This is a genomic window from Aeromonas sp. 600886, assembly GCF_049174935.1.
Lineage (GTDB): Bacteria > Pseudomonadota > Gammaproteobacteria > Enterobacterales > Aeromonadaceae > Aeromonas > Aeromonas veronii_A.
This window is the reverse complement of record NZ_JAAKUB010000028.1, coordinates 1-23,202: the sequence shown is the minus strand read 5'-3', so window position 1 is coordinate 23,202 and position 23,202 is coordinate 1. Positions and strand designations below refer to the sequence as shown.

Sequence of the window (23,202 nt, the reverse complement as noted above, 5' to 3'; positions counted from 1 at the left end):
CCCCATAGTGTAAACGGGCCAATATGGCGACACAATTGTCGGGGCACTCGGAGATCCCATGAGTGACATCCCAACCCTGTATATAGTTCCCACTCCGATCGGCAATCTGGCGGACATCACCCAGCGTGCATTGGATATTTTACGCAGTGTCGATCTGGTGGCCGCCGAAGATACCCGTCATACCGGTATCCTGCTCAGCCACTACCAAATATCGGTGCCGACCTTCGCCCTGCACGATCACAACGAGCAGCAGAAGGCCGATGTGCTGATCGGCCGGATCAAAGAGGGCAAGAGTGTTGCGCTGGTCTCCGATGCCGGCACCCCGCTTATTAGCGACCCCGGTTATCACTTGGTCACCCGCTGTCGTGAAGCCGGGGTCAAGGTGGTGCCGCTGCCCGGTCCCTGTGCTGCCATCACCGCTCTGAGCGCGGCCGGTCTGCCCACCGATCGCTTTGCCTTTGAGGGCTTCCTGCCCGCCAAGAGCAAGGGACGTGACGATCGCCTGCAAGCCGTTATTGAAGACACCCGCTCGCTGGTGTTCTACGAATCCCCGCGCCGTGTGCAGGATACAGTGGAAGCGATTGCTCGCATTCTCGGTGAGCGTCAGGTGGTGGTGTGCCGCGAGCTGACCAAGACCTTCGAGTCGATCCACGGTCTGCCAGCCTCTGAAATGCTGACCTGGCTTGGTGAGGATGACAACCGCTGCCGCGGCGAGATCGTGCTGGTCGTGGCTGGCGCCTCCAAAGAAGAAGAGGATCTGCCCGCCGAGGCGATCCGTACTCTGGGTCTGCTGGTGACCGAACTGCCACTGAAAAAAGCGGCCGCCCTGACCGCCGAGATCCACGGCGTGAAGAAGAATGCCCTCTATAAATACGGTCTCGAGCACTATTGAGTCGGTCAATAGGTCATCAGACTGTTTTTTGACCTGCGCAATCCCCTGTATCGACAATCAGTCAGCCTGTAAACGGGGGCCAAGCGCGATAAATGGCTGTAAACGGGAATTGCCGGTTTACCCCGTGCGTATCGCAAGGGTATAATCCGCGCCTCGGAGTTGGCTGGGCAATCGCTGCTTCGTCGTTGTGTCCCTCGGGACAGACGGGCGGAGGGGAGGAAAGTCCGGGCTTCACAGGGCAGGGTGCCAGGTAACGCCTGGGGGGCGCGAGCCTACGACCAGTGCAACAGAGAGCAGACCGCCGATGGCCCGCAAGGGATCAGGTAAGGGTGAAAGGGTGCGGTAAGAGCGCACCGCGCGACTGGCAACAGTTCGTGGCACGGTAAACTCCACCCGAAGCAAGACCAAATAGGCCCCTATTGGCGCGGCCCGCGTTGGGGGCGGGTAGGTTGCTTGAGCCAGCGAGCGATTGCTGGCCTAGAGGAATGATTGCTACCCGGGGCAACCCGGTACAGAACCCGGCTTACAGGCCGACTCCGACCTCATTCCGAAGAGCCCCGCGATTTATCGCGGGGCTCTTTTTTATGCATGAGAAAATATGGCTTCGTTGGCAGGATATTTTCGGCCTTGTCATTTTGAATGAAATTATATGTTTTAAATCAATCGAATAGTTTCGTATTTGGCACGATGGCAGCGATAGATGGTGATAGAACCCAGGATGATTGTTCGCACCCGCATATTGCGTGTGTTCTCAGTTCATTCACTTATTTCAATTAATCACCAGAGCCTAAAGCCAAATAACTTGTGGAAAATCAACCCACTCAATCTGCAGCATGCAAATGCTGCGTCAATATGTTCCCTCTGCCCCATCTCCTTGCTTGAAAAGCCCCCTGCACGTCCTTAAACTTCAAGGTGGGGAAAAGTGGATCAAAGTGGTTTTTAGAGGGGCAATCAGCCTCCTCATTCACCTTCAGGGACAGCAATTTGTTGCGTGGCGCTCATGCCATCAGCCTGGACAGTAAAGGGCGGCTGGCAATTCCGACCAAATTCCGTGATTGGCTGCGCGATGAAAGCGACGGCCAGCTGGTCTGCACCATCGATATTGCCCATCCCTGTCTGCTGCTTTATCCCCTTAATGAATGGGAAGAGGTCGAGCGCAAGCTCAAGACTCTCTCCAGCATGAATCCGCAAGAGCGCCGTTTGCAGCGCCTGCTGCTGGGACATGCAACCGAATGCGAGCTGGATGGCAATGGCCGTCTGCTGCTCAGTCAGCCACTGCGCAACCATGCGGGGCTGGACAAGAAAATCATGCTGGTGGGCCAGCTCAACAAGTTTGAGTTGTGGGATGAAGCCCGCTGGCAACAACAGGTCAATGACGACATCTTGGGTCTGCCCGGGGACGATTGGGCAAGCTCACCACGACTACAGGATTTCTCTTTATAAATGACCCAAGCCGCTGAACACATCACAGTGCTGCTGCACGAAGCCGTTGAAGGTCTGGCCATCAAGCCGGATGGTGTCTACGTCGACGGTACTTTTGGCCGTGGTGGTCATTCTCGTCTGATCCTGCAGCACCTTGGCCCCAATGGCCGCCTGATCGCCATCGACCGCGATCCCCAGGCTATCGCCGAAGCGGCCAAGATCCAGGATCCCCGTTTCGAAATCGTGCACGGCCCCTTCTCCGGCATCGCCTCCTATCTGGATGAGCGCGGTTTGCTGGGCAAGGTGGATGGCTTCCTGCTGGATCTGGGGGTCTCTTCACCCCAGTTGGATGATGCCGAGCGCGGCTTCAGCTTTATGAAAGATGGTCCGCTCGATATGCGGATGGACCCCACCTCCGGTCAGAGCGCCGCCGAGTGGCTGGCCAAGGCCGATGTGGATGACATCGCCTGGGTGCTGAAGACCTTCGGTGAGGAGCGTTTTGCCAAGAAGATCGCCCGTGCCATCGTGCACGACCGTGTGACCGAGCCTTATGTGCGTACCCGCCAACTGGCGGAGATGATTGCCCGGGTCAATCCGAGCAAGGAGAAGGGCAAGCATGCGGCAACCCGCAGTTTCCAGGCCATTCGCATCTATATCAACAGCGAGCTGGACGAGATCGAAACCGCGCTCAACGGTGCATTGGACGTGCTGGCACCACATGGCCGTCTGTCTGTGATCAGCTTCCACTCGCTGGAAGACCGGCTGGTGAAACACTTCATTCGCAAGCACGAGAAGGGGCCTGAAGTGCCCTACGGCATTCCCTTGACCGAGGCCCAGCTGGCTGGCGGTCGCAAATTGAAGTCGGTCGGCAAGGCGCTCAAGCCTTCTGATCATGAGGTCTCTGAAAACACCCGTTCGCGCAGCTCGGTGCTGCGGGTCGCCGAGCGGCTGGCGGAGTAAGCGATGAGCGAAGTACGTGTCCACCTAGCCAAGGAGATCGTTGCCGATCTCTGGCGGCACAAGCTGCAGATTTTTCTGTCGGTTGCCGTACTGGTGACCGCGTTTGCCGTGATCCTCGTGACCAACATGACCCGTGGCCTCACCGCCAAACAGAATGACCTGATGGCGGAAGAGGATCGCCTCAATATCGAATGGCGCCACCTCTTGCTGGAGCAGGGCACTCTGGCGGAACACTCCCGGGTCGCCACGCTGGCCATGGACAAGTTGCAAATGGGTCGCCCTCTGGTGACCACCGAGAAGGTAATTACTCTGCCATGAAACGGAAGGCTACAGCCAAAACCGCTAAAGCGAACGTTAAAGCGCCATCTATCTATCCGTGGCGCTTCCGCACGCTGGTCGTATTCATCGGCATCGCCTTTGTCGGGCTGATCCTCCGTCTGGCCTGGATCCAGGTGATCAATCCGGATCGTCTGCGTCAGGAGGGGGACATGCGCTCTCTGCGAACAACCTCCACCCAAGCGGTGCGCGGCATGATCACCGATCGCAATGGTGAACAGTTGGCTGTTTCCGTTCCGGTCGAGGCGGTCTGGGCCGATCCCAAGACAGTGCACGAGTCCGGCGCTATCCACAATGAGCGGGCCTGGATGGCGCTCTCAGCAGTCCTCAAAATCGATATCAATACTCTCAAGCAACGTATCGCCAACCCCAGCAAGCGCTTCGTCTATCTGCAGCGTCAGGTAACGCCCGCTGTCTCTGAATACATCAAGGGGCTCAAGCTGGGTGGTGTCTATCTGCGTCCCGAGTCGCGCCGCTTCTATCCGACTGGCGAAATCAGTGCCCACTTGGTGGGGGTAACCAACATCGATGGCAACGGGATCGAGGGGATCGAGCGCAGCTACAACGAGTGGCTGACGGCGACACCGGGCGAGATGCGGGTGCGCAAGGACCGGCAGGGCAGGGTCATCGAGCGTCTTGGTATCGTCAAAGAGGGCAAGAACGCCAACGATCTGCAGCTCAGCATCGATCAGCGGGTGCAAGCATTGGCCTACCGTGCCCTCAAGCGGGCAACCGACGAGAACAAGGCAACGTCCGGCTCCATGGTGATGCTGGATATCAAGACCGGCGAAGTGCTCGCCATGGTCAATACCCCCTCCTATAACCCGAACAACCGCGGCCAGTATCAGAGTTTCCGGGTACGCAACCGGGTGGTGACCGATACCTACGAGCCGGGCTCCACAGTCAAGCCGCTGATTTTGCTAAGTGCCTTGCAGGCGGGTGTCACCAGCTGGAAGGATTTCATTCCCGGTGGTCCGCTCTTTATCGGTGCCAAGCAGATCAAGGACGTCAGTATTCACAAGGCGACCAACCTTTACGATATCCTGCGCTACTCCTCCAACATCGGCATGTCGCGCATTGCCCTGCGGATGCCGGCCCAAGAGATGATCAACACCCTCAGTATGTTCGGTTTCGGTATGGATACCGGTAGCGGACTGATGGGCGAGAGCGGTGGTATGTTGCCTCAGCGTCGGCGCTGGTCCGATATCGAGCGGGCGACCCTTTCGTTTGGTTATGGTCTGCGGGTTACCCCGCTGCAACTGGCTTCCGCCTACGCCACCCTGGCCAACAAGGGCAAGCGAGTGCCCATCTCCATCGTCAAGGTGACCACGCCGCCCAAGGGTGAGCAGGTGATCGATCACAATAACGCCTCCGCCATGCTGCAGGCGCTGGAGTACGTAGTCGACAACGCTATTCCCAAGGCCAAGATTCCGGGTTATCGGGTCGGTGGCAAGAGTGGTACCGCCAAGGTCGCCGTTGCCGGAGGCTACGGCAAGGATTACATGGCCTGGTTTGCCGGTTTTGCCCCTGCCAGTAATCCCCGTTTCGTCATGGTGGTGGTGATTAACGAGCCAAAAGGTAGTGCCTACTATGGCGGTGCCGTGGCGACCCCGCCGTTTGCAGAGGCCATGGGCGGGGTACTGCAACTCTTCAATATTCGTCCTGATGCGGTGCCCACAGCGGTGCCCGCCAAACTTGCCCGTACGGAGGCTCCTCTTGTCCCGCGCACTTGATGCATTACTGCGCCCCTTCGGTATTCAGGCGCCGGCGCTCACTCTGACCGATATCCAGCTGGATAGTCGGCGGGTCAGGCCCGGCACGCTCTTCGTGGCCATTTGCGGTCATCAGGTGGATGGCAGACGTTTCATCGAACAGGCGGTGGCTCAGGGAGCGACCGCTGTTGTGTTTGAGGAGGATGGTGAATTTATCCCACCATCGACTCCGGTTCCCTGTATCGGGATGCGGGATCTGCCCGCTCATCTCTCTGCGCTTGCCGGGTATTTCTACGACCAGCCCGCCAAAAAACTGGCGCTGGTCGGGATCACCGGTACCAACGGCAAGAGCACCACTGCACTGCTGGTCGCCAACTGGCGCACCCTGCTGGGTGGCAAGGCCGGGGTGATGGGCACCATCGGCAACGGCCTGTTTGGCCATCTGATCGAAGCGGAAAATACCACTGGCAGCGCCGTGCAGGTACAAGCCAATCTGGCTGCGCTGCAAGAGCAGGGGGCGGATCTGGTGGCGATGGAGGTCTCCAGCCATGGTCTGGTGCAGCACCGTGTCGCCGCGCTGCCCTTTTCCGCCGCTGTCTTTACCAACCTGAGCCGGGATCACCTCGACTACCACGGCACCATGGAAGCCTATGGCGCGGCCAAGGAGCAGCTGCTGCAGCTGGTCGATGAGTCGAATGCGGTGATTAACCGGGATGACGAATTGGGTGCCAAGTGGCTCGAAAAATACCCGGCAGCAGTGGCTTTCAGTGTGAATGGCCCGATTGAACACCATTTTGGCCGTCAATTAACGGCGCAGCAGCTCGATTTTCACCAGCAAGGTTTTCGCGCGCAGATTAACTCCAGTTGGGGGAATGGTGTATTATCCGCCCCCTTGCTCGGGCGCTTCAACGTCAGCAATGTGCTGGCGGCGATGGGCGTAATGCTGGTGCTCGGTTACGACTTCCATGAGCTACTGGCAACTGCCCCGAAATTGCAGCCGGTGACCGGTCGCATGGAGTGTTTCGGCGGTGGTGATACGCCGCTGGCGGTGGTCGATTACGCCCACACTCCTGATGCGCTGGAAAAGGCATTGCAGGCCCTGCGGGTGCACTGCACCGGCCAGCTTTGGTGTCTGATTGGCTGTGGTGGCGACCGCGATCGCGGCAAGCGTCCCATGATGGCCGCCATGGCCGAGCAGTATGCGGATCGCGTGATCCTGACCGACGACAATCCCCGTACCGAGGAGCCGGCCCGGATCATGGCCGACATGGTGGCGGGTCTTCGCGATCCTGCTGCGGTGCAGGTGGAGCACGACCGGGTCAAGGCGATTGCGCTGGCCATCGGTCAGGCGAGCAAGCAGGACATCATCCTGGTGGCCGGTAAGGGCCATGAGGATTATCAGATCATTGGAACCGACAAGCGGCACTACAGCGACCGGGAAACCGTCGCGGCCGCCTTGCACACATTATTGGAGTCATTCAAATGATGACCCTCAGGCTTGCCGAGCTGGCGCAGGTACTCGATGCCCGTCTGATTGGTGACGACGGCGAGATCACCGTCGTCAGTACCGACACCCGCACTTTGGGCGCGGGTGCCCTGTTCGTTGCCCTGCGCGGCGAGCGTTTCGATGCCCACGATTTTTGCGAGCAGGCTGTTCAGGCAGGGGCCTCTGCCTTGCTGGTCGAGCGTGAGCTGCCGCTGGCTATTCCCCAGCTGGTGGTGGCGGACAGCCTCAAGGGGCTGGGCCGACTCGGCAAGTTGGTGCGCGAGCGCATCAATCCGAAAGTGCTGGCCATTACCGGCAGCTGCGGCAAGACCACAGTGAAGGAGATGGCAACTGCCATCCTGCGCAACGAAGGGGAAGTGCTGGCCACCGCTGGCAACTTCAACAATGAGGTGGGCGTGCCGCTCACCCTGCTGCGCCTCGAGCCGCAACACCAGTTTGCGGTGATGGAGCTGGGAGCAAACCACAAGGGCGAAATCGCTTGGACTACCTCGCTGGCCAAGCCCGATGCCGCCATCATCAACAACGTCGCAGCTGCCCATCTTGAGGGCTTCGGCTCTCTTGAGGGGATCTACCACGCCAAGAGCGAAATTTTTGAGGGCTTGAGCGAAGGCGGCACCGCCATCGTCAACGCCGACAACGAATTCTGGCCGAAGTGGCGCGAGCGTGGCATTCGCTGCGCCTTCTCCATCGAGGATCAGAGCCAGCCGTTCCATGCTCGCGATGTGGTTCTCAACGCTCAGGGTTGTGCCGAGTTCGTCATGGTAACCCCGCAGGGTGAGGTGAGCCTGACTCTGGCGATCCCCGGCCGCCATAACGTGGCCAATGCGCTGGCTGCCGCCGCGGGCTGTCTGGCCCTCGGCGCATCCCTCGCCTGTGTCAAGGTGGGGCTGGAGCAGATGGCACCGGTCAAGGGACGCTTCTGCGTCCAGCGCTGGGGCGGTCTGACTCTGGTGGATGATACCTACAATGCCAGCGTGGAGTCCGTGCTGGCGGGCATCGATGCCTTGACCGCCATGAGCGGCTTTAAGGTGCTGGTGTTTGGCGACATGCGGGAACTGGGTGAGGAGTCTGCCGAGCAACATGCCCGGGTTGGCCATCATGCCCGCGAGTGCGGTCTGGATGCCGTGCTGACAGTAGGGGAACATAGTCGCTATACCGCAGATGCCGCGGCTGGCCGACATTTCGATAACAAGGCGTCGTTGTTTGAAGTGCTTGCGCAAATGATAAATACACATCAGGAAATTTCGATTCTGGTCAAGGGTGCCCGTGGCTCCCGCATGGAAGATATCGTCGAGATGGTCAAAGGCCATCAGGAGTCAGCCACATGCTAGTCTGGCTGGCCGAACTGCTCACCCCGCACTTCACCTTCTTTAACGTCTTCTCCTACCTGACGTTTCGCGCCATCCTGTCGATCATTACCGGTCTGGGAGTTGCCCTCTGGATGGGGCCACGACTGATCCGTCGCCTGCAGATCCTGAAGTTTGGTCAAGTGATCCGCAACGACGGTCCCGAGTCCCACCTCAGCAAGCGGGGCACCCCGACCATGGGTGGCCTGATGATCATTGCTGCGATTTTCACGTCTGTGCTGCTCTGGTGCCGCCTCGACAACCCTTATGTCTGGCTGGTGCTGTTTGTGCTGGGTGCCTACGGTGCCATCGGCTTTGCCGACGACTACCTCAAGGTGGTGCGCAAGAATACCGACGGCCTGATCGCACGCTGGAAGTACTTCTGGCAATCCGCGGTAGCGCTGGCGGTGGCTGTGTTCCTCTATGCGACCGCAACCCATGATGGCCAGACCCAGCTGGTGGTGCCTTTCCTCAAGGATGTGATGCCGCAGCTTGGTCTGATGTTTATCGTGCTGACCTACTTTGTCATCGTCGGTACCTCCAACGCGGTCAACCTGACCGATGGTCTGGATGGCTTGGCCATCATGCCGACCGTGATGGTGGCGGGCGGCTTTGCGTTTATCGCCTGGGCAACCGGCAACGTCAACTTCGCCAGTTACCTGCATATTCCCTATGTTCCCTATACCTCCGAGCTGGTGATCGTCTGTACCGCCATCGTCGGTGCGGGTCTGGGCTTCCTCTGGTTCAATACCTATCCGGCACAGGTCTTCATGGGCGACGTCGGCTCTCTGGCGCTGGGCGGCGCGCTCGGTACCATCGCCGTACTGGTGCGTCAGGAATTTCTGCTGGTGATCATGGGCGGTGTCTTCGTGATGGAGACCGTCTCGGTGATCCTGCAGGTGGGGTCATACAAGCTGCGCGGCGTGCGGATCTTCCGCATGGCGCCGATCCATCACCACTACGAGAAGAAGGGCTGGCCGGAGCCGCGCGTTATCGTGCGATTCTGGATCATCACCCTCGTGCTGGTGCTGCTGGGTCTTGCCACCCTGAAGGTGAGGTAAGGCCATGGTCATCATCATCGGATTGGGTAAAACCGGACTCTCCTGCGTCGACTACTTCCTCGGCCGTGGCGTTACGCCGCTGGTGATGGATACCCGTGCCAACCCGCCTGGCAAGGATCAGCTGCCGCCAGAAGTGGAGCTTATCCACGGGCTGGATGAAGAGCTGCTCAAGCAGGCGCATATGATCGTAGCGAGTCCGGGTATTGCCCTGGCTACCCCTGAATTGAAAGCGGCTGCCGAATGTGGTGTGCAGATCGTCGGCGATATCGAGTTGTTCGTTCGCGAGACCGAGACACCGGTCATTGCCATCACAGGTTCCAATGGCAAGAGCACTGTCACTACGCTGGTGGGTGAGATGATTGCCGAAGCCGGGCTCAAGGTGGGCGTGGGCGGCAATATCGGTACGCCTGCGCTGGAGCTGCTCAAGCAGCCGATGGATCTCTGCGTACTGGAGCTCTCCAGCTTCCAGCTGGAGACCACTCACAGTTTGCGTGCTGCAGCCTCTGTGGTGCTGAACCTCTCTGAAGATCACATGGATCGCTATCAGGGTATGGCCGACTACCGCGCCGCCAAGATGGAGATCCATCAGCATTCCAAACACATTCTGGTTAATCGCGACGATCCCCAGACTTTGCCCGATGTGGGTCAGGTGTGGCAGAGCTTCGGTCTTGACTGCAATGGCTATGGCCGCTGCCTGCTGGATGGCCGCTACTGGTTGACCCTGCACGGCGAGCCGCTGCTGGCGGTGGACGAGATGAAGATCGTCGGTGCCCACAATCAGGCCAACGCGCTGGCCGCCATGGCGCTGTGCGATGCGGTCGGCATTCCCCGCGCTGCCCAGCTCACCGTGCTGCGCCGCTTTGAAGGCTTGCCCCACCGTGCCCGTTTCGTGCGCGAAGTGAACGGGGTGCGCTGGATCAACGACTCCAAAGCCACCAACGTGGGAGCTACGCTAGCTGCCGTTGCCGGTGTGCGCGAGTCGGTCAAGGGGCGCCTGTTGCTGCTGGCCGGTGGTCAGGGCAAGGGGCAGGATTTTGGCCCGATCCAGGCGCTGCTGGGCAACCAGATCGATCACATGTACTGCTTCGGTCAGGATGCCGAGGTGCTGCTGGCGCTGGGCGAGCAGACCGAACGGGTGGCCGACCTGGCCACTGCGGTTGCCAAGGCGGCTGCCGATGCCAAGCCCGGTGACTGGGTGCTGCTGGCGCCAGCCTGTGCCAGCCTCGATCAGTTCAAGTCGTTCGAGGTGCGTGGCGATCGCTTTACCGAGATGGTGATGGCGCTATGAATGCCCTTCGCGCAGCCGCAGGTCTGTTCCAGCGCTGGCTATTGCCGGCGCGCCCTGCCGGCCTCTATGACCGGCAGTTGGTGTTGCTGGCGCTCTCCCTGATGGCGGTCGGGGTGGTGATCGTGGCATCAGCCTCGATCCCGGAGGGGATCTCCCTGGGGGATGATCCCTTCATGTTTGTGAAGCGTCACGCCATGTTTCTGGTGATGGCGCTCGGTATCTCCTGGTTTGTGTTGCAGGTGCCGATGGCGCGCTGGCAGGAGTACAACGGACCCATGCTGTTGCTGGCCATTCTGCTGCTGGTACTGGTGCTGGTGGTCGGGCGCAATGTCAACGGTGCGGTGCGCTGGCTGCCACTGGGCCCCTTCAACCTGCAGCCGGCCGAGTTTGGCAAGCTGGCCCTATTCGTCTATCTGGCCGGTTATCTGGTGCGGCGTCAGAACGAGGTGCGTGAAGCCTGGCTTGGCTTCCTGAAGCCCTTGGCAGTATTCGGGGTGTTGGCGATCCTGTTGCTGCTGCAACCGGATCTGGGGTCGACCGTGGTGATGTTCGTCACCTCGTTCGGCATGCTGTTTCTGGCTGGCGCCAAACTGTGGCAGTTCATGATCCTTATCGGTGGCGGTCTTGGTGGGGTGATCATGCTGATCATCGTCGAGCCATACCGGATGCGTCGGGTGACCTCTTTTATGGATCCCTGGGCCGATCCGTTTGGCAGTGGCTACCAGTTGACCCAGTCGCTGATGGCGTTTGGCCGTGGCAGCTGGTTTGGCGAAGGGCTCGGCAACTCCATCCAGAAGATGGAGTACCTGCCGGAAGCGCATACCGACTTCGTGTTTGCGATCCTCGGCGAAGAGCTGGGTTACGTCGGGGTACTGGGCGCCCTGTGTCTCATCTTTGCGTTGGCGATCAAGGCGTTGAAGCTGGGGCATCGCGCCCTGCAAGCCGACCGCCTCTATGATGGCTATCTGGCTATCGGTATCGGCATCTGGTTCAGTTTCCAGACTTTCGTCAACGTTGGCGCAGCCAGCGGCATGATGCCGACCAAGGGGTTGACCCTGCCGCTGGTCAGTTACGGTGGCTCGAGTCTCATCATCATGACAGTGGCGGTGAGCATGTTGATTCGAATCGATTTTGAGTTGCGTCAGGCGACTGCCCAGGCGCGCGTGCGGGAGGTTTAGTGAGCAAGACTCTGTTGGTGATGGCAGGTGGTACCGGGGGGCATGTCTTTCCCGGTCTGGCCGTGGCCGATCGCCTGAAGGCCCAGGGCTGGACTGTCCACTGGCTCGGCACTGCCGACCGGATGGAGGCGGAACTGGTGCCAGCCCACGGTTATCCCATCTCCTTCATCGATATTCAGGGGGTGCGTGGCAACGGCATCAAGCGACTGCTGGTGGCGCCCTATCGCATCGTCAAATCGATCCTGCAGGCGCGTCAGGTACTCAAGACCGTTCGTCCTGATGTGGTGCTCGGCATGGGCGGTTTTGCTTCCGGCCCGGGTGGCGTGGCTGCCTGGTTCTCCGGCATCCCGCTGCTGCTCCATGAGCAGAATGCCGCTGCCGGCATGACCAACAAGCTGCTGGCCCGTATCGCCAGGCGGGTGTTGATGGCATTTCCGGGCGCCTTCGCGCCGAGCCGCCGTACCGCCGTGGTAGGCAATCCGGTGCGTCCCGAAGTGGTCGCCCTGCCGGATCCGCAGCTTCGCAGCGAAGCCGAGCCGCTGCATCTGCTGATCGTCGGTGGCAGCCTGGGTGCCCGGGTGCTCAACCAGCAGGTACCCGCTGCGGTGGCGGCGGCTGGTGTGCCTATCGAGGTGCGTCACCAGTGTGGCAAGGGCAATGCCGAGACGGTGTCTGCTGCCTATGCCCAGCACGGCATCAATGCCGAGGTGAGTGAATTTATCAAGGATATGGCCAGCGCCTACGCCTGGGCCGACCTGGTGGTCTGCCGTGCCGGTGCCCTGACCGTTTCCGAAGTGGCTGCCGCCGGTGTGGCCGCCATTTTCGTGCCATTGCCCCATGCGGTGGATGATCACCAGACCCGTAACGCCTTGACCCTGGTCGACGGCGGTGCAGCCGAGTTTCTGCCCCAGTCCGAGCTGAATACCGCATCGCTGGCGGCGCGCCTGACCTGGTTGGCTGGTCGCCGGGAGACCCTGTTTAACATGGCGAAAGCGGCTCGCCGCGTCGCTATCACCGATGCGGCCGAGCGGGTTGCAGATGAGTGCAAACAGCTCGCAACCGGGCAGCGTGGTAAAGATTAATGAGCAAGGTTGCAGCGGTGACACCGGGCAGCCTTGTACCTGTATGTATTGATGCCGCCGTGCAGCCGCGCTTTGACGGCACATGGCCTGCGGCAGACTAAAGAGACGATTATGACCAAGGTTGAACTGGCAAAACTACGTACTGTGATCCCCGAAATGCGCCGCGTGCGTCGCATCCACTTTATCGGCATCGGTGGTGCCGGTATGGGCGGGATCGCTGAAGTGCTTGCCAACGAAGGGTATCAGGTAACGGGTTCTGATCTGGCTCGCAACGCCGTGACCGAGCGGTTGGCCGGACTGGGCGCCCACATCTTCGTCGGCCACAGTGCCGAACACGTTGAGGGTGCCAGCGTGGTGGTGGTCTCTACCGCCATCAAGCAGGACAACCCGGAGCTGCTGGCTGCCCGCGAACTGCGGATCCCGGTGGTTCGCCGCGCCGAGATGCTGGCCGAGCTGATGCGTTTCCGTCACGGTATCGCCATTGCCGGTACCCACGGCAAGACCACCACCACCAGTCTGGTGGCGAGCATCTATGCCGAAGCCGACCGCGACCCGACCTTCGTCATCGGTGGCCTGCTCAACAGTGCCGGCACCAATGCCCGCCTGGGCAGCAGCCGCTACCTGATTGCCGAGGCGGATGAGAGCGACGCATCTTTCCTGCATCTGCAGCCGATGGTCTCTATCGTGACCAACATCGAAGCGGATCACATGGATACCTACGGCGGTGATTTCTCCAAGCTGAAGGCCACCTTCATCGAGTTTCTGCACAACCTCCCCTTCTACGGACTGGCGGTGGTCTGCATCGATGATCCGGTGATCCGTGGCATGTTGCCCGAGATTGCCCGTCCGACCTTGACCTACGGTCTCTCTGACGATGCCGATGTACAGGTGCTGGATTTTGTCCAGACCACCAACCACAGCAGCTTCCGTGTTCGCCGCAAAGAGGCGGGTGAGCTGCAGGTGACCCTCAATTTGCCGGGTATTCACAACGCATTGAACGCCGCAGCGGCGATAGCTGTCGCGACAGAGGACGGTGTCAGCGATGAGGCCATCATCTCTGCACTGGCCAAATTTGAAGGGGTCGGTCGTCGCTTCCAGCAGTATGGCGAGTTTGAAACCGGTCGCGGCAAGGCGATGCTGGTGGACGATTATGGACACCACCCGAGCGAAGTGAAGGTCACTATCAATGCCGCCCGTGCCGGTTGGCCCGAGAAGCGTCTGGTGATGGTGTTCCAGCCGCACCGTTATACCCGCACCCGCGACCTCTATGAGGACTTCGCCGATGTGCTCTCCAAGGTAGACGTGCTGGTGATGCTGGAGGTTTATGCTGCCGGCGAGGATCCGATCCCGGGGGCTGACGGTCGTGCGCTGTGCCGCTCCATCCGCTCGCGCGGCAACCTGGAACCCGTCTTCGTCGCTACACCGGATGACGTGCCAGCCGTGCTGGCCGACCTGATTGGCGAGGGGGATTTGGTTCTGACTCAAGGCGCCGGGAACGTCGGGGCACTGGCCCGTCGTCTCGGCGAGATGAAATTGAGCATAGATAGCATGAAATCTGGCGCCTGAGGGCCCAATGAGTATTTTGACCGCCAAGCCGGGGCCTATATAATGGCGAACCGGTCTGTCAAAGGCCGGTTTAGCGCGTTACACGGGGATCGATCGGGTGGAGGCAAGGGCACAGGGGCGCACCAAGGGTGGCTTCATCGCAGGGGTAGCATTTTTCCTGCTGGTGATATGGGGCTGCTACCGGACGGCGCTGGATGTTAAAGGTTGGCTGACAGATGCCAACCGGTTGCCCATGAGCGAGCTGTTGCTGCAGGGGCAACACCAGTATTTGCAAACCGAAGAGCTGCGGATGGCCGTGCTGGATGGCGCCGAGCTGCGCAACTTCTTCGAATTGGACGTCAACGAATTGCAGGCAAGGCTCAATGCCCTGCCATGGGTGGCCTCGGTCTCGGTACGAAAGAAGTGGCCGAACAAGATCAAGATCTACCTCACGGAACAAGATGTGGCGGCGCGCTGGAATGGCAACCGCTTCGTCAACACCAAGGGCAAGGTATTCAGTGCCCCGGATCGGGTCAAGACGCCGCTGTTGCAGCTGTCAGGGCCGGATGACCAGGCTGCCCGGGTGTTGAAAGAGAGTCGGCAGTACGAGTCGCAACTGGCTGCCAAGGGATACAAGTTGCTGGGGGTGAATCTGACCCCCCGCCATGCCTGGGAACTGACCCTGGATGGCAATATCAAGCTGTTTCTGGGTCGCAACGACATTGCGCTCCGGCTGCAGCGGTTTATCGATGCCTTCCCGGTTATCGAACCCCGTGCGCAAGTTGCCTACGTGGATCTTCGATACGACACCGGAATGGCAGTTGGCTGGAAGAAGAGCGAAGAGAAAGTGCATGACCAACACCGCAGATAGGAATTTGATTGTCGGACTGGATATCGGCACAACCAAGGTGGCGGTTCTGGTCGGGGAAGTATTGCCGGACGGTGAGCTGAACGTCATCGGTATGGGCAGTCACGCCTCCCGCGGGATGGAGAAGGGCGGGGTCAACGATCTCGACTCCGTGGTCAAGTCATTGCGCCGTGCGGTGGAAGAGGCCGAGATGATGGCCGACTGCCAGATCAGCTCGGTTTATCTGGGTTTGTCCGGCAAGCATATCGACTGCCGCAACGAGACCGGCATGGTGCCCATCTCCGATGAGGAGGTGACCCAGGAGGATGTGGACAACGTGATCCACACCGCCAAGTCGGTTCGCCTCTCCGACGAGCTGCGTGTGCTGCACGTGCTGCCCCAGGAGTTTGCGATCGACTATCAGGAAGGGATCAAGAATCCGGTCGGCCTCTCCGGCGTGCGGATGGCGGCCAAGGTTCACCTGATCACCTGCCACAACGACATGGCTCGCAACATCGAGAAGTGTGTGGAGAAGGTCGGTTTGCGCGTGGATCAACTGATCTTCTCCGCGCTGGCCTCCAGCTATGCCGTATTGACCGAAGACGAGAAAGAGCTGGGTGTCTGCGTGGTGGATATCGGTGGCGGTACCATGGATATGTCGCTGTTTACCGGCGGTGCCCTGCGCCACACCAAGGTGATCCCGTATGCTGGCAGCACTGTGACCAGCGACATCGCCTACGCCTTCGGCACGCCGCCGCTCGACGCGGAAGCGATCAAGGTGCGTTACGGTTGCGCCCTCGGTCGTCTGGTCAGCAAGGAAGACAATATTGAAGTACCCAGTGTCGGTGGTCGCCCGGCGCGCAGCCTGCAACGGCAGACACTGGCTGAAGTGATTGAGCCCCGTTACACCGAGTTGCTCTCCATGGTGAATGATGAGCTGGTGCGGGTACAAAGCGAGTTGAAAGCGCAGGGGGTCAAGCATCAGCTGGCAGCCGGTGTGGTCTTGACCGGCGGCGCTGCCCAGATTGAAGGTATTGTGGAGTGTGCAGAGCAGATCTTCCAGAGCCAGGTCCGGGTGGGAGAGCCCATGAACATACGTGGTTTGAGTGATTACGTGCAGGCACCGGTGTACTCGACTGCGGTCGGGTTGCTGCAATATGGCCGCACCCATCAAGCCACAGGTAGCAACAAAGAATATGCCGCCAAGGCAAGCGTCGGTGGCCTGGTCAAACGGGTTAGCAACTGGCTGCGTGGCGAGTTCTAAGAATTTTGCTGAGTCAGGCAAATAAAGCGGAGAGACAACATGTTTGAATTTATGGATAGCCACACTGACGAAGCCGTCATTAAAGTGATCGGTGTAGGTGGCGGCGGCGGTAACGCTGTCGAACACATGGTTCGTCAAAATATTGAGGGTGTTGAGTTTATTACCGTCAACACCGACGCCCAGGCACTGCGTAACTCCAGCGCCAACACTACCCTGCAGATCGGCGGTGGCATCACCAAGGGTCTGGGTGCCGGCGCCAATCCGGAAGTGGGTCGTGATGCGGCCATGGAAGATCGCGAAGCGCTGCGTGAGCTGCTGACCGGTTCCGACATGGTGTTCATCGCCGCCGGTATGGGCGGTGGTACCGGTACCGGTGCTGCGCCGATCGTGGCCGAAGTGGCCCGCGAGATGGGCATCCTGACCGTTGCTGTGGTGACCAAGCCGTTCTCCTTTGAAGGGAAGAAGCGGATGGGCTTCGCTGCGCACGGTATCGAAGAGCTCTCCAAAAATGTTGACTCCCTGATCACCATCCCCAACGACAAGTTGCTGAAGGTGCTGGGTCGCGGTATCTCCCTGCTGGACGCCTTCAAGGCTGCCAACGATGTACTGCTTGGTGCGGTACAGGGCATTGCCGAGCTGATCACCCGTCCGGGCTTGATCAACGTCGACTTCGCGGACGTGCGTACCGTAATGCGCGAAATGGGTACCGCCATGATGGGTACCGGTTCCGCCTCCGGTGATGACCGTGCCGAAGAAGCGGCCGAGAAAGCCATCTCCAGCCCGCTGCTGGAAGACGTGGATCTGGCCGGTGCCCGTGGCATCCTGGTCAACATCACCGCCGGTATGGACATGACCATCGAAGAGTTCGAAACCGTGGGTAACGCGGTCAAGGCCTTCGCTTCCGAGAACGCCACTGTAGTTGTGGGTACCGTAATCGATCCGGAAATGCACGACGAGCTGCGTGTGACCGTGGTTGCTACCGGTATCGGTGCCGAGCGCAAGCCGGACATCACTCTGGTTAAGAGCAGCCAGGTGCAAGAGCGTCCGGTGCGTCAGCCGCTGGTTAGCGACATGATGCAAGGCCGCGTGATGGACGAAGCCCCGGCCAAGGTGGTCAACGCCGAACCGCAAGCCCGTCGTGAACCGGATTACCTGGATATTCCGGCGTTCCTGCGCAAGCAGGCAGACTAAGCCTCTTATGGCTCTTGTTTGTTTGTTGTTCAAGGAATGTGCTAAGATGGCCTGCCAACGACCATCTGGTCCGGATTTTAAGCTGTTTAGGGTACACCCATGATTAGACAAAGAACCTTGAAAACGAGTGTACAGGCGACTGGTGTCGGCCTGCATTCGGGCCGGAAAGTCACCATGACGTTCCGTCCGGCGCCTGTGAACACAGGAATCGTTTACTTGCGTACCGACCTGAATCCTGTGGTGGAGCTGCCAGCCAATGCCGATCAGGTGCGCGATACCGTGCTCTGTACCGCTCTGGTCAACGAAGCCGGTGTCCGTGTCTCTACCATTGAGCACCTCTCCGCCGCGCTGGCCGGGATGGGGATCGACAACCTCTATGTCGAGGTTGACGCGCCCGAGATCCCGGTGATGGACGGCAGTGCGCATCCCTTTATCTACCTGCTGCAGGAAGTCGGGATCCGTGAGCAGAATGCTGCCAAGCAGTTTGTGCGGATCAAGAAGAGCATCCGGGTTGAAGACGGCGACAAGTGGGCGGAATTCCACCCCTATCGCAACGGCTTCAAGATGGATCTCGAGATCGATTTCCAGCATCCGGTCTTTGAAGGTCGCAATCAGCGTTGCGTACTGGATTTCTCCGGTGCCTCCTTCGTGAAAGAGATCAGCCGTGCCCGTACCTTCGGGTTCATGCGTGATATCGAGTACCTGCGTTCCCAGAACCTGGCGCTGGGCGGAAGCCTGGAAAACGCCGTGGTACTGGACGACTATCGGGTGCTGAACGAAGACGGTTTGCGTTATGAGGACGAGTTCGTCAAGCACAAGATGCTGGACGCGATCGGTGACCTCTACATGTGTAACCGCAGCATCATCGGTGAGTTCCGTGCCTACAAGACCGGACATGCCCTGAACAACAAGCTGCTGCGTGCCTTGCTGGCCGAGCAGGAGGCTTGGGAACTGGTGACCTTCGAGGGTGAGGGCGACAAAGCGCCTATCGCTTACTACGATAACGGTCTGGTTCTGGCCTGATAGCTGTGCAACGGAACGTCGGTCCTCTCTCCGCACCGACGTTCCGTCATTTGTTTACTCCATCCTTTAATACCGATTATCTCCCGGTTTTATTTCCCGTGCAGGCTCCTGGCCGCACCTGACCGAGCAGACTGATTTCTATGAGCATTACCCTGATCCTCCACGGCAAGCAGCGACGCAAGTTGCACCTGCCCAAACAACGTCTGGCCTGGGTCGGCGGTATTCTCTTCTCCCTGTTGGCCCTTGGTGGTGGTTGGCTCTGGCAGAGCTGGCACCAGAAAATGGAGGCGCTGGAAGTGGCGCTTGCCGTTGCCGAGCAACAGTCCGTTGACCAGAGTGGTGACGAAGCCCGTGAACAGTTGGCAATGCTGGCAGCTCAGGTGGGCACCATGCAGGGTCAGCTCGGCCGTCTCAATGCCCTCGGCGAACGATTGACCGAGCAGGCCGATCTCGATCCCGACGAGTTCAATTTCAAAGAGCTGCCCCCCATGGGCGGCCCTTCTTATGATGAAGAGCTGGAAGTGAGCCTCAACGAGCTGCAAGCCTCGATGAAGCACCTCAGCCAGCAGCTCAGCAGCCGTGAAGAGCAGCTGTCGGTACTTGAATCTTTCATCATGAATCACCATATCACCGATGCCGGTTTTATTTCCGGCACGCCAGTCAAACAGGAGCGAGTTTGGGTCTCGTCCGGGTTTGGTGGACGGGTCGATCCGTTCAACGGGCGTGCCAAGATGCACAAAGGGGTCGATTTCCGTGGCAAACCCGGAACCCCGATTCTGGCCACCGGGCCCGGCATTGTCAGCTGGGCGGGCCGTCATCCGGAATTTGGCAATATGGTGGAGATTAATCACGGCAATGGCCTGGTCACCCGCTATGCCCACAACTCCAAGTTGCTGGTCGAGGTGGGCACCCTGGTTGATCAGGGTCAGAAGATTGCCTTGATGGGACGCACCGGTCGCGCGACTGGGGTCCATTTGCATTACGAAGTGTTGAAAGATGGTCGTCAGGTCAACCCCGCACGCTTTCTCAGTGCCAGACGGGGTTAGGTTTTTTTCTTCAGGTTCCAGTGACGGAACGCTTTTATAACCAGAAATAGTTGGTACCCATGATTAGCACACTGCTTACCAAGATTATCGGCAGCCGGAACGACAGAACGCTCAAGGCTTTGCGCAAAATTGTAAAACAGATCAATGCCATGGAGCCGCAGTTCGAGGCTCTGTCCGATGCCGAGTTGCAGGCCAAAACGGCCGAGTATCGTCAGCGTATCGAGCAGGGTGAGACCCTGGAGCAGTTGCTGCCGGAAGCGTTCGCGACCGTGCGTGAAGCCTCCAAGCGGGTGTTCGGCATGCGTCACTTCGACGTTCAGCTGATCGGCGGCATGGTGCTGAACTCCAACCGTATCGCGGAAATGAAAACCGGTGAAGGTAAGACTCTTACTGCGACTCTGCCAGCTTACCTGAACGCCCTGAGTGGCCGTGGTGTGCACGTGGTGACGGTGAACGACTACCTGGCCAAGCGTGATGCGGAAGCTAACCGTCCGCTGTTCGCCTTCCTCGGCATGACCGTAGACTGCAACGTGCCCGGTATGGATGCGTCCCAGAAGCGTGACGCCTACGCCGCCGACATCACCTACGGTACCAACAACGAATTCGGTTTTGACTACCTGCGCGACAACATGGCGTTCTCGCCGGAGCAGCGGGTACAGCGCCCGCTCAACTACGCGCTGGTGGATGAGGTGGACTCGGTGCTTATCGATGAAGCCCGGACTCCGCTCATCATCTCCGGTCCGGCCGAAGACAGCTCCGAGCTCTATATTCGCGTCAACAAGCTGATCCCGCTGCTGGTCAAGCAGGACAAGGAAGACACCGAAGAGTACACCGGCGACGGTCACTACACGGTGGACGAGAAGAACCGTCAGGCCCTGCTGACCGAAAACGGTCAGATCTTCGTGGAAGAGCTGCTCAAGAAAGAGGGGCTGCTGGACGAGAACGACTCCCTGTTCTCCGCCTCCAACATCAGCCTGCTGCACCACGTCAATGCCGGTCTGCGTGCTCACACCCTGTTCGAGCGCAACGTGGACTACATCGTCCAGAAAGATGAGATCGTCATCGTTGACGAGCACACCGGTCGTACCATGCCGGGTCGTCGCTGGTCAGATGGTCTGCATCAGGCCGTTGAAGCGAAGGAAGGGGTGAAGATCCAGAACGAGAACCAGACGCTGGCATCCATCACCTTCCAGAACTACTTCCGTCTCTACAACAAGCTGGCGGGGATGACCGGTACTGCAGATACCGAAGCCTTTGAATTCCAGCAGATTTATGGCCTGGATACCGTGGTTATCCCGACCAACAAGCCGATGGTGCGCAAGGACATGGGCGATCTGGTCTACCTGACCGCCAATGAGAAGTATGCTGCCATCGTCAAGGATATTCGCGAGTGTGTGGAGCGCGGCCAGCCGGTGCTGGTGGGTACCGTCTCTATCGAGAACTCCGAGCTGCTCTCCGGCATCCTGACCAAAGAGAAGATCCCGCACAAGGTGCTGAACGCCAAGTTCCACGCCATGGAAGCGGAGATCGTCGCCCAGGCCGGTCAGACTGGCGCTGTCACTATCGCGACCAACATGGCCGGTCGTGGTACCGACATCGTGTTGGGCGGTAACTGGCAGGCAGAGATTGCCAAGCTGGAGAACCCGACCAGCGAGCAGATTGCCGAGCTGAAAGCCGCCTGGCAGGTGCGTCACGATGCGGTGCTGGCCGCCGGTGGTCTGCACATTATCGGTACCGAGCGTCACGAATCCCGTCGTATCGATAACCAGCTGCGCGGCCGTTCCGGTCGTCAGGGCGACCCGGGTTCCTCCCGCTTCTACCTCTCCATGGAAGATACTCTGATGCGGATCTTCGCCTCCGATCGCGTCACCGGCATGATGAAGAAGCTGGGTATGGAAGAGGGCGAAGCCATCGAACACCCCTGGGTCACCAAGGCGATCGAAAATGCCCAGCGCAAGGTGGAAGGTCGCAACTTCGACATCCGCAAGAGCTTGCTGGAGTTTGACGATGTGGCCAACGACCAGCGCAAGGTAGTGTACGAGCAGCGTAACGAGTTGCTGGATACCAACGATATCTCTGAGACCATCCACGTTATCCGTGATGATGTCTACGGCAGCGTGATTGACGAGTACATCCCGCCCCAGTCTCTGGAAGAGATGTGGGATGTGCCGGGTCTGGAAGCGCGCCTGAAGGCAGACTTCGCGCTGGATCTGCCGCTGCAGCAGTGGCTGGCGGAAGATGACAAGCTGTATGAAGAGAAGCTGCGCGAGCGCATTCTGGACGAAGCCACCAAGCTCTATGCCCACAAGGAGGAGCTGGTTGGCAAAGAGGTGCTACGCAACTTCGAGAAGGCAGTGATGCTGCAAACTCTGGATGGTCTGTGGAAAGAGCATCTGGCGGCCATGGATCACCTGCGTCAGGGCATCCATCTGCGCGGTTACGCCCAGAAGAACCCCAAGCAGGAGTACAAGCGCGAATCCTTCGATCTGTTCACCCAGATGCTGGAAACCCTCAAGCGCGACGTGGTCAGCATCCTGAGCCGTGTTCAGGTGCAGGAGCGCGATGTGGAAGCGATGGAAGAGCAGCAGCGCCAGCAGGCGGAAGCCGCTCCCCGTACCTACACCCATGCCGCGGCTGAGAGCCAGCTGGCCGATGAACAGGCCGCAGGTGAAGAGGGCCACACCACCTTCGTGCGCGATGAGCAGAAGGTTGGTCGCAACGATCCCTGCCCGTGCGGTTCAGGCAAGAAATACAAGCATTGCCACGGTCAGTTGACCTGATCGATGCAGTGCTATGACAAGGCGGGCCCGGTGCCCGCCTTGTTTTTGTCAGAGGGTGGCGACGTCACTGTGGTGGCGCCATCTGACCAAGGGTTATCGGATATCAGGCATCATCGGCCGTTCATCCAGCCGGAGGTTGGGCACATTGAACGGCCTGGTCAGCCATAGCGTACAAAGGTAACAAGATGGAACAGAAAAAGCGGATCTGGGTAGCGGTTGGCGTCATCGAGAATGAACAGGGCGATATCTTTATCGCCAGACGCTCCTCCGATCGCCATCAGGGGGATCGCTGGGAGTTTCCAGGTGGCAAGGTCGAGTCGGGCGAGGATCTTCTCACCGCACTGGATCGGGAGCTGTGGGAAGAGATCGGCATCCGGGTGCAGGATTGTGCCCCTTTCATGGAGCTGCAGCACGACTACCCCGAGAAGCAGGTGTTGCTGGATATCTGGAAGGTGACCCGTTTCAGCGGCGAGCCGTTCGGCAAAGAGGGGCAGGAGTGTCTATGGGTGCCGGTGGCCGAGCTGCACAACTACCACTTTCCCGATGCCAACGGTCCGATTGTCGCGCGGCTTCAAGGCCTGCTGGCTTGAACCGGTTGCAACAACAAGCATCAAAAAAGGGCCCATCGGCCCTTTTTTATTTTATAGTGTCTAGTCCTGAAATAGGTTTACACATTTTCAACTAGCATTTTTCTACTCAGAACCCTCTATGTACCGCATCGG

General features: G+C 59.4%; 19 protein-coding genes and 1 other RNA gene. All 20 read left to right on the top strand.

Annotated features, from left to right (window positions below):
- The first annotated feature begins 58 nt into the window (after positions 1–58).
- The 20 genes from rsmI to mutT all read left to right on the top strand — a co-directional run bounded on the left by rsmI (position 59) and on the right by mutT (position 23,070).
- Positions 59–892 (top strand): 16S rRNA (cytidine(1402)-2'-O)-methyltransferase, encoded by an 834-nt coding sequence (gene rsmI, locus G5179_RS18065; RefSeq protein ID WP_047438714.1) that lies wholly within the window; start codon positions 59–61, stop codon positions 890–892.
- A gap of 155 nt (positions 893–1,047) precedes the next feature.
- Positions 1,048–1,434, top strand: an RNA gene (rnpB, locus tag G5179_RS18060) — RNase P RNA component class A.
- 442 nt (positions 1,435–1,876) lie between these two features.
- Positions 1,877–2,335: a division/cell wall cluster transcriptional repressor MraZ gene (mraZ, locus tag G5179_RS18055; protein ID WP_013723406.1), complete on the top strand. Its 459-nt coding sequence runs from the start codon at positions 1,877–1,879 to the stop codon at positions 2,333–2,335.
- Entirely contained in the window at positions 2,336–3,274 is a 939-nt protein-coding gene (gene rsmH / locus G5179_RS18050; protein ID WP_421206666.1) for a 16S rRNA (cytosine(1402)-N(4))-methyltransferase RsmH, read from the top strand.
- A 3-nt stretch (positions 3,275–3,277) separates the two neighbouring features.
- Entirely contained in the window at positions 3,278–3,592 is a 315-nt protein-coding gene (gene ftsL / locus G5179_RS18045; RefSeq protein ID WP_216952213.1) for a cell division protein FtsL, read from the top strand.
- Positions 3,589–5,343: a penicillin-binding transpeptidase domain-containing protein gene (locus G5179_RS18040; RefSeq protein ID WP_216952212.1), complete on the top strand. Its 1,755-nt coding sequence runs from the start codon at positions 3,589–3,591 to the stop codon at positions 5,341–5,343. Before ftsL ends, G5179_RS18040 begins: the two co-directional genes overlap by 4 nt.
- Positions 5,276–6,808, top strand: a complete 1,533-nt coding sequence (murE, locus tag G5179_RS18035) for a UDP-N-acetylmuramoyl-L-alanyl-D-glutamate--2,6-diaminopimelate ligase (RefSeq protein WP_421258851.1) — start codon at positions 5,276–5,278, stop codon at positions 6,806–6,808. Before G5179_RS18040 ends, murE begins: the two co-directional genes overlap by 68 nt.
- Entirely contained in the window at positions 6,805–8,160 is a 1,356-nt protein-coding gene (locus tag G5179_RS18030) for a UDP-N-acetylmuramoyl-tripeptide--D-alanyl-D-alanine ligase (RefSeq protein WP_421258850.1), read from the top strand. Before murE ends, G5179_RS18030 begins: the two co-directional genes overlap by 4 nt.
- Positions 8,154–9,236: a phospho-N-acetylmuramoyl-pentapeptide-transferase gene (mraY, locus tag G5179_RS18025; protein WP_421258849.1), complete on the top strand. Its 1,083-nt coding sequence runs from the start codon at positions 8,154–8,156 to the stop codon at positions 9,234–9,236. The genes G5179_RS18030 and mraY overlap by 7 nt, the downstream gene beginning before the upstream one ends.
- 4 nt (positions 9,237–9,240) lie before the next feature.
- A complete protein-coding gene (gene murD / locus G5179_RS18020) occupies positions 9,241–10,524 on the top strand; it encodes a UDP-N-acetylmuramoyl-L-alanine--D-glutamate ligase (RefSeq protein WP_421258848.1) in 1,284 nt (427 codons plus the stop codon).
- Entirely contained in the window at positions 10,521–11,702 is a 1,182-nt protein-coding gene (gene ftsW / locus G5179_RS18015; protein WP_005341699.1) for a cell division protein FtsW, read from the top strand. The genes murD and ftsW overlap by 4 nt, the downstream gene beginning before the upstream one ends.
- Positions 11,702–12,784: an undecaprenyldiphospho-muramoylpentapeptide beta-N-acetylglucosaminyltransferase gene (murG, locus tag G5179_RS18010; protein ID WP_421172508.1), complete on the top strand. Its 1,083-nt coding sequence runs from the start codon at positions 11,702–11,704 to the stop codon at positions 12,782–12,784. The genes ftsW and murG overlap by 1 nt, the downstream gene beginning before the upstream one ends.
- Before the next feature lie 111 nt (positions 12,785–12,895).
- Complete coding sequence (gene murC, locus G5179_RS18005) at positions 12,896–14,350, top strand: UDP-N-acetylmuramate--L-alanine ligase (protein ID WP_421258847.1); 1,455 nt, start codon at positions 12,896–12,898, stop codon at positions 14,348–14,350.
- A 97-nt stretch (positions 14,351–14,447) separates the two neighbouring features.
- Positions 14,448–15,200 (top strand): cell division protein FtsQ/DivIB, encoded by a 753-nt coding sequence (locus tag G5179_RS18000; protein ID WP_005336149.1) that lies wholly within the window; start codon positions 14,448–14,450, stop codon positions 15,198–15,200.
- On the top strand, positions 15,181–16,440 hold the full coding sequence (gene ftsA / locus G5179_RS17995; RefSeq protein ID WP_005336148.1) for a cell division protein FtsA: 1,260 nt from the start codon (positions 15,181–15,183) through the stop codon (positions 16,438–16,440). The genes G5179_RS18000 and ftsA overlap by 20 nt, the downstream gene beginning before the upstream one ends.
- Before the next feature lie 39 nt (positions 16,441–16,479).
- Positions 16,480–17,631, top strand: a complete 1,152-nt coding sequence (gene ftsZ / locus G5179_RS17990; protein WP_005336147.1) for a cell division protein FtsZ — start codon at positions 16,480–16,482, stop codon at positions 17,629–17,631.
- 99 nt (positions 17,632–17,730) lie between these two features.
- The gene (lpxC, locus tag G5179_RS17985; protein ID WP_005336146.1) at positions 17,731–18,654 is read left to right on the top strand and encodes a UDP-3-O-acyl-N-acetylglucosamine deacetylase; all 924 of its coding nucleotides are present in this window, start codon (positions 17,731–17,733) and stop codon (positions 18,652–18,654) included.
- Positions 18,655–18,794: 140 nt separating this feature from the next.
- On the top strand, positions 18,795–19,700 hold the full coding sequence (locus G5179_RS17980) for a M23 family metallopeptidase (protein ID WP_005355107.1): 906 nt from the start codon (positions 18,795–18,797) through the stop codon (positions 19,698–19,700).
- Positions 19,701–19,759: 59 nt separating this feature from the next.
- Positions 19,760–22,480 (top strand): preprotein translocase subunit SecA, encoded by a 2,721-nt coding sequence (secA, locus tag G5179_RS17975; RefSeq protein ID WP_421258846.1) that lies wholly within the window; start codon positions 19,760–19,762, stop codon positions 22,478–22,480.
- Between the two features lie 185 nt (positions 22,481–22,665).
- Complete coding sequence (mutT, locus tag G5179_RS17970; protein ID WP_197927995.1) at positions 22,666–23,070, top strand: 8-oxo-dGTP diphosphatase MutT; 405 nt, start codon at positions 22,666–22,668, stop codon at positions 23,068–23,070.
- Positions 23,071–23,202: the final 132 nt, after the last annotated feature.

Bases quoted from the DNA above. Each gene is read 5' to 3' on its own strand.
- rsmI (WP_047438714.1), top strand. From the start codon at position 59: ATGAGTGACATCCCAACCCTGTATATAGTTCCCACTCCGATCGGCAAT.
- rsmH (WP_421206666.1), top strand. From the start codon at position 2,336: ATGACCCAAGCCGCTGAACACATCACAGTGCTGCTGCACGAAGCCGTT.
- ftsL (WP_216952213.1), top strand. From the start codon at position 3,278: ATGAGCGAAGTACGTGTCCACCTAGCCAAGGAGATCGTTGCCGATCTC.
- G5179_RS18040 (WP_216952212.1), top strand. From the start codon at position 3,589: ATGAAACGGAAGGCTACAGCCAAAACCGCTAAAGCGAACGTTAAAGCG.
- murE (WP_421258851.1), top strand. From the start codon at position 5,276: ATGCGGTGCCCACAGCGGTGCCCGCCAAACTTGCCCGTACGGAGGCTC.
- G5179_RS18030 (WP_421258850.1), top strand. From the start codon at position 6,805: ATGATGACCCTCAGGCTTGCCGAGCTGGCGCAGGTACTCGATGCCCGT.
- mraY (WP_421258849.1), top strand. From the start codon at position 8,154: ATGCTAGTCTGGCTGGCCGAACTGCTCACCCCGCACTTCACCTTCTTT.
- murD (WP_421258848.1), top strand. From the start codon at position 9,241: ATGGTCATCATCATCGGATTGGGTAAAACCGGACTCTCCTGCGTCGAC.
- ftsW (WP_005341699.1), top strand. From the start codon at position 10,521: ATGAATGCCCTTCGCGCAGCCGCAGGTCTGTTCCAGCGCTGGCTATTG.
- murC (WP_421258847.1), top strand. From the start codon at position 12,896: ATGACCAAGGTTGAACTGGCAAAACTACGTACTGTGATCCCCGAAATG.
- ftsA (WP_005336148.1), top strand. From the start codon at position 15,181: ATGACCAACACCGCAGATAGGAATTTGATTGTCGGACTGGATATCGGC.
- ftsZ (WP_005336147.1), top strand. From the start codon at position 16,480: ATGTTTGAATTTATGGATAGCCACACTGACGAAGCCGTCATTAAAGTG.
- lpxC (WP_005336146.1), top strand. From the start codon at position 17,731: ATGATTAGACAAAGAACCTTGAAAACGAGTGTACAGGCGACTGGTGTC.
- G5179_RS17980 (WP_005355107.1), top strand. From the start codon at position 18,795: ATGAGCATTACCCTGATCCTCCACGGCAAGCAGCGACGCAAGTTGCAC.
- secA (WP_421258846.1), top strand. From the start codon at position 19,760: ATGATTAGCACACTGCTTACCAAGATTATCGGCAGCCGGAACGACAGA.
- mutT (WP_197927995.1), top strand. From the start codon at position 22,666: ATGGAACAGAAAAAGCGGATCTGGGTAGCGGTTGGCGTCATCGAGAAT.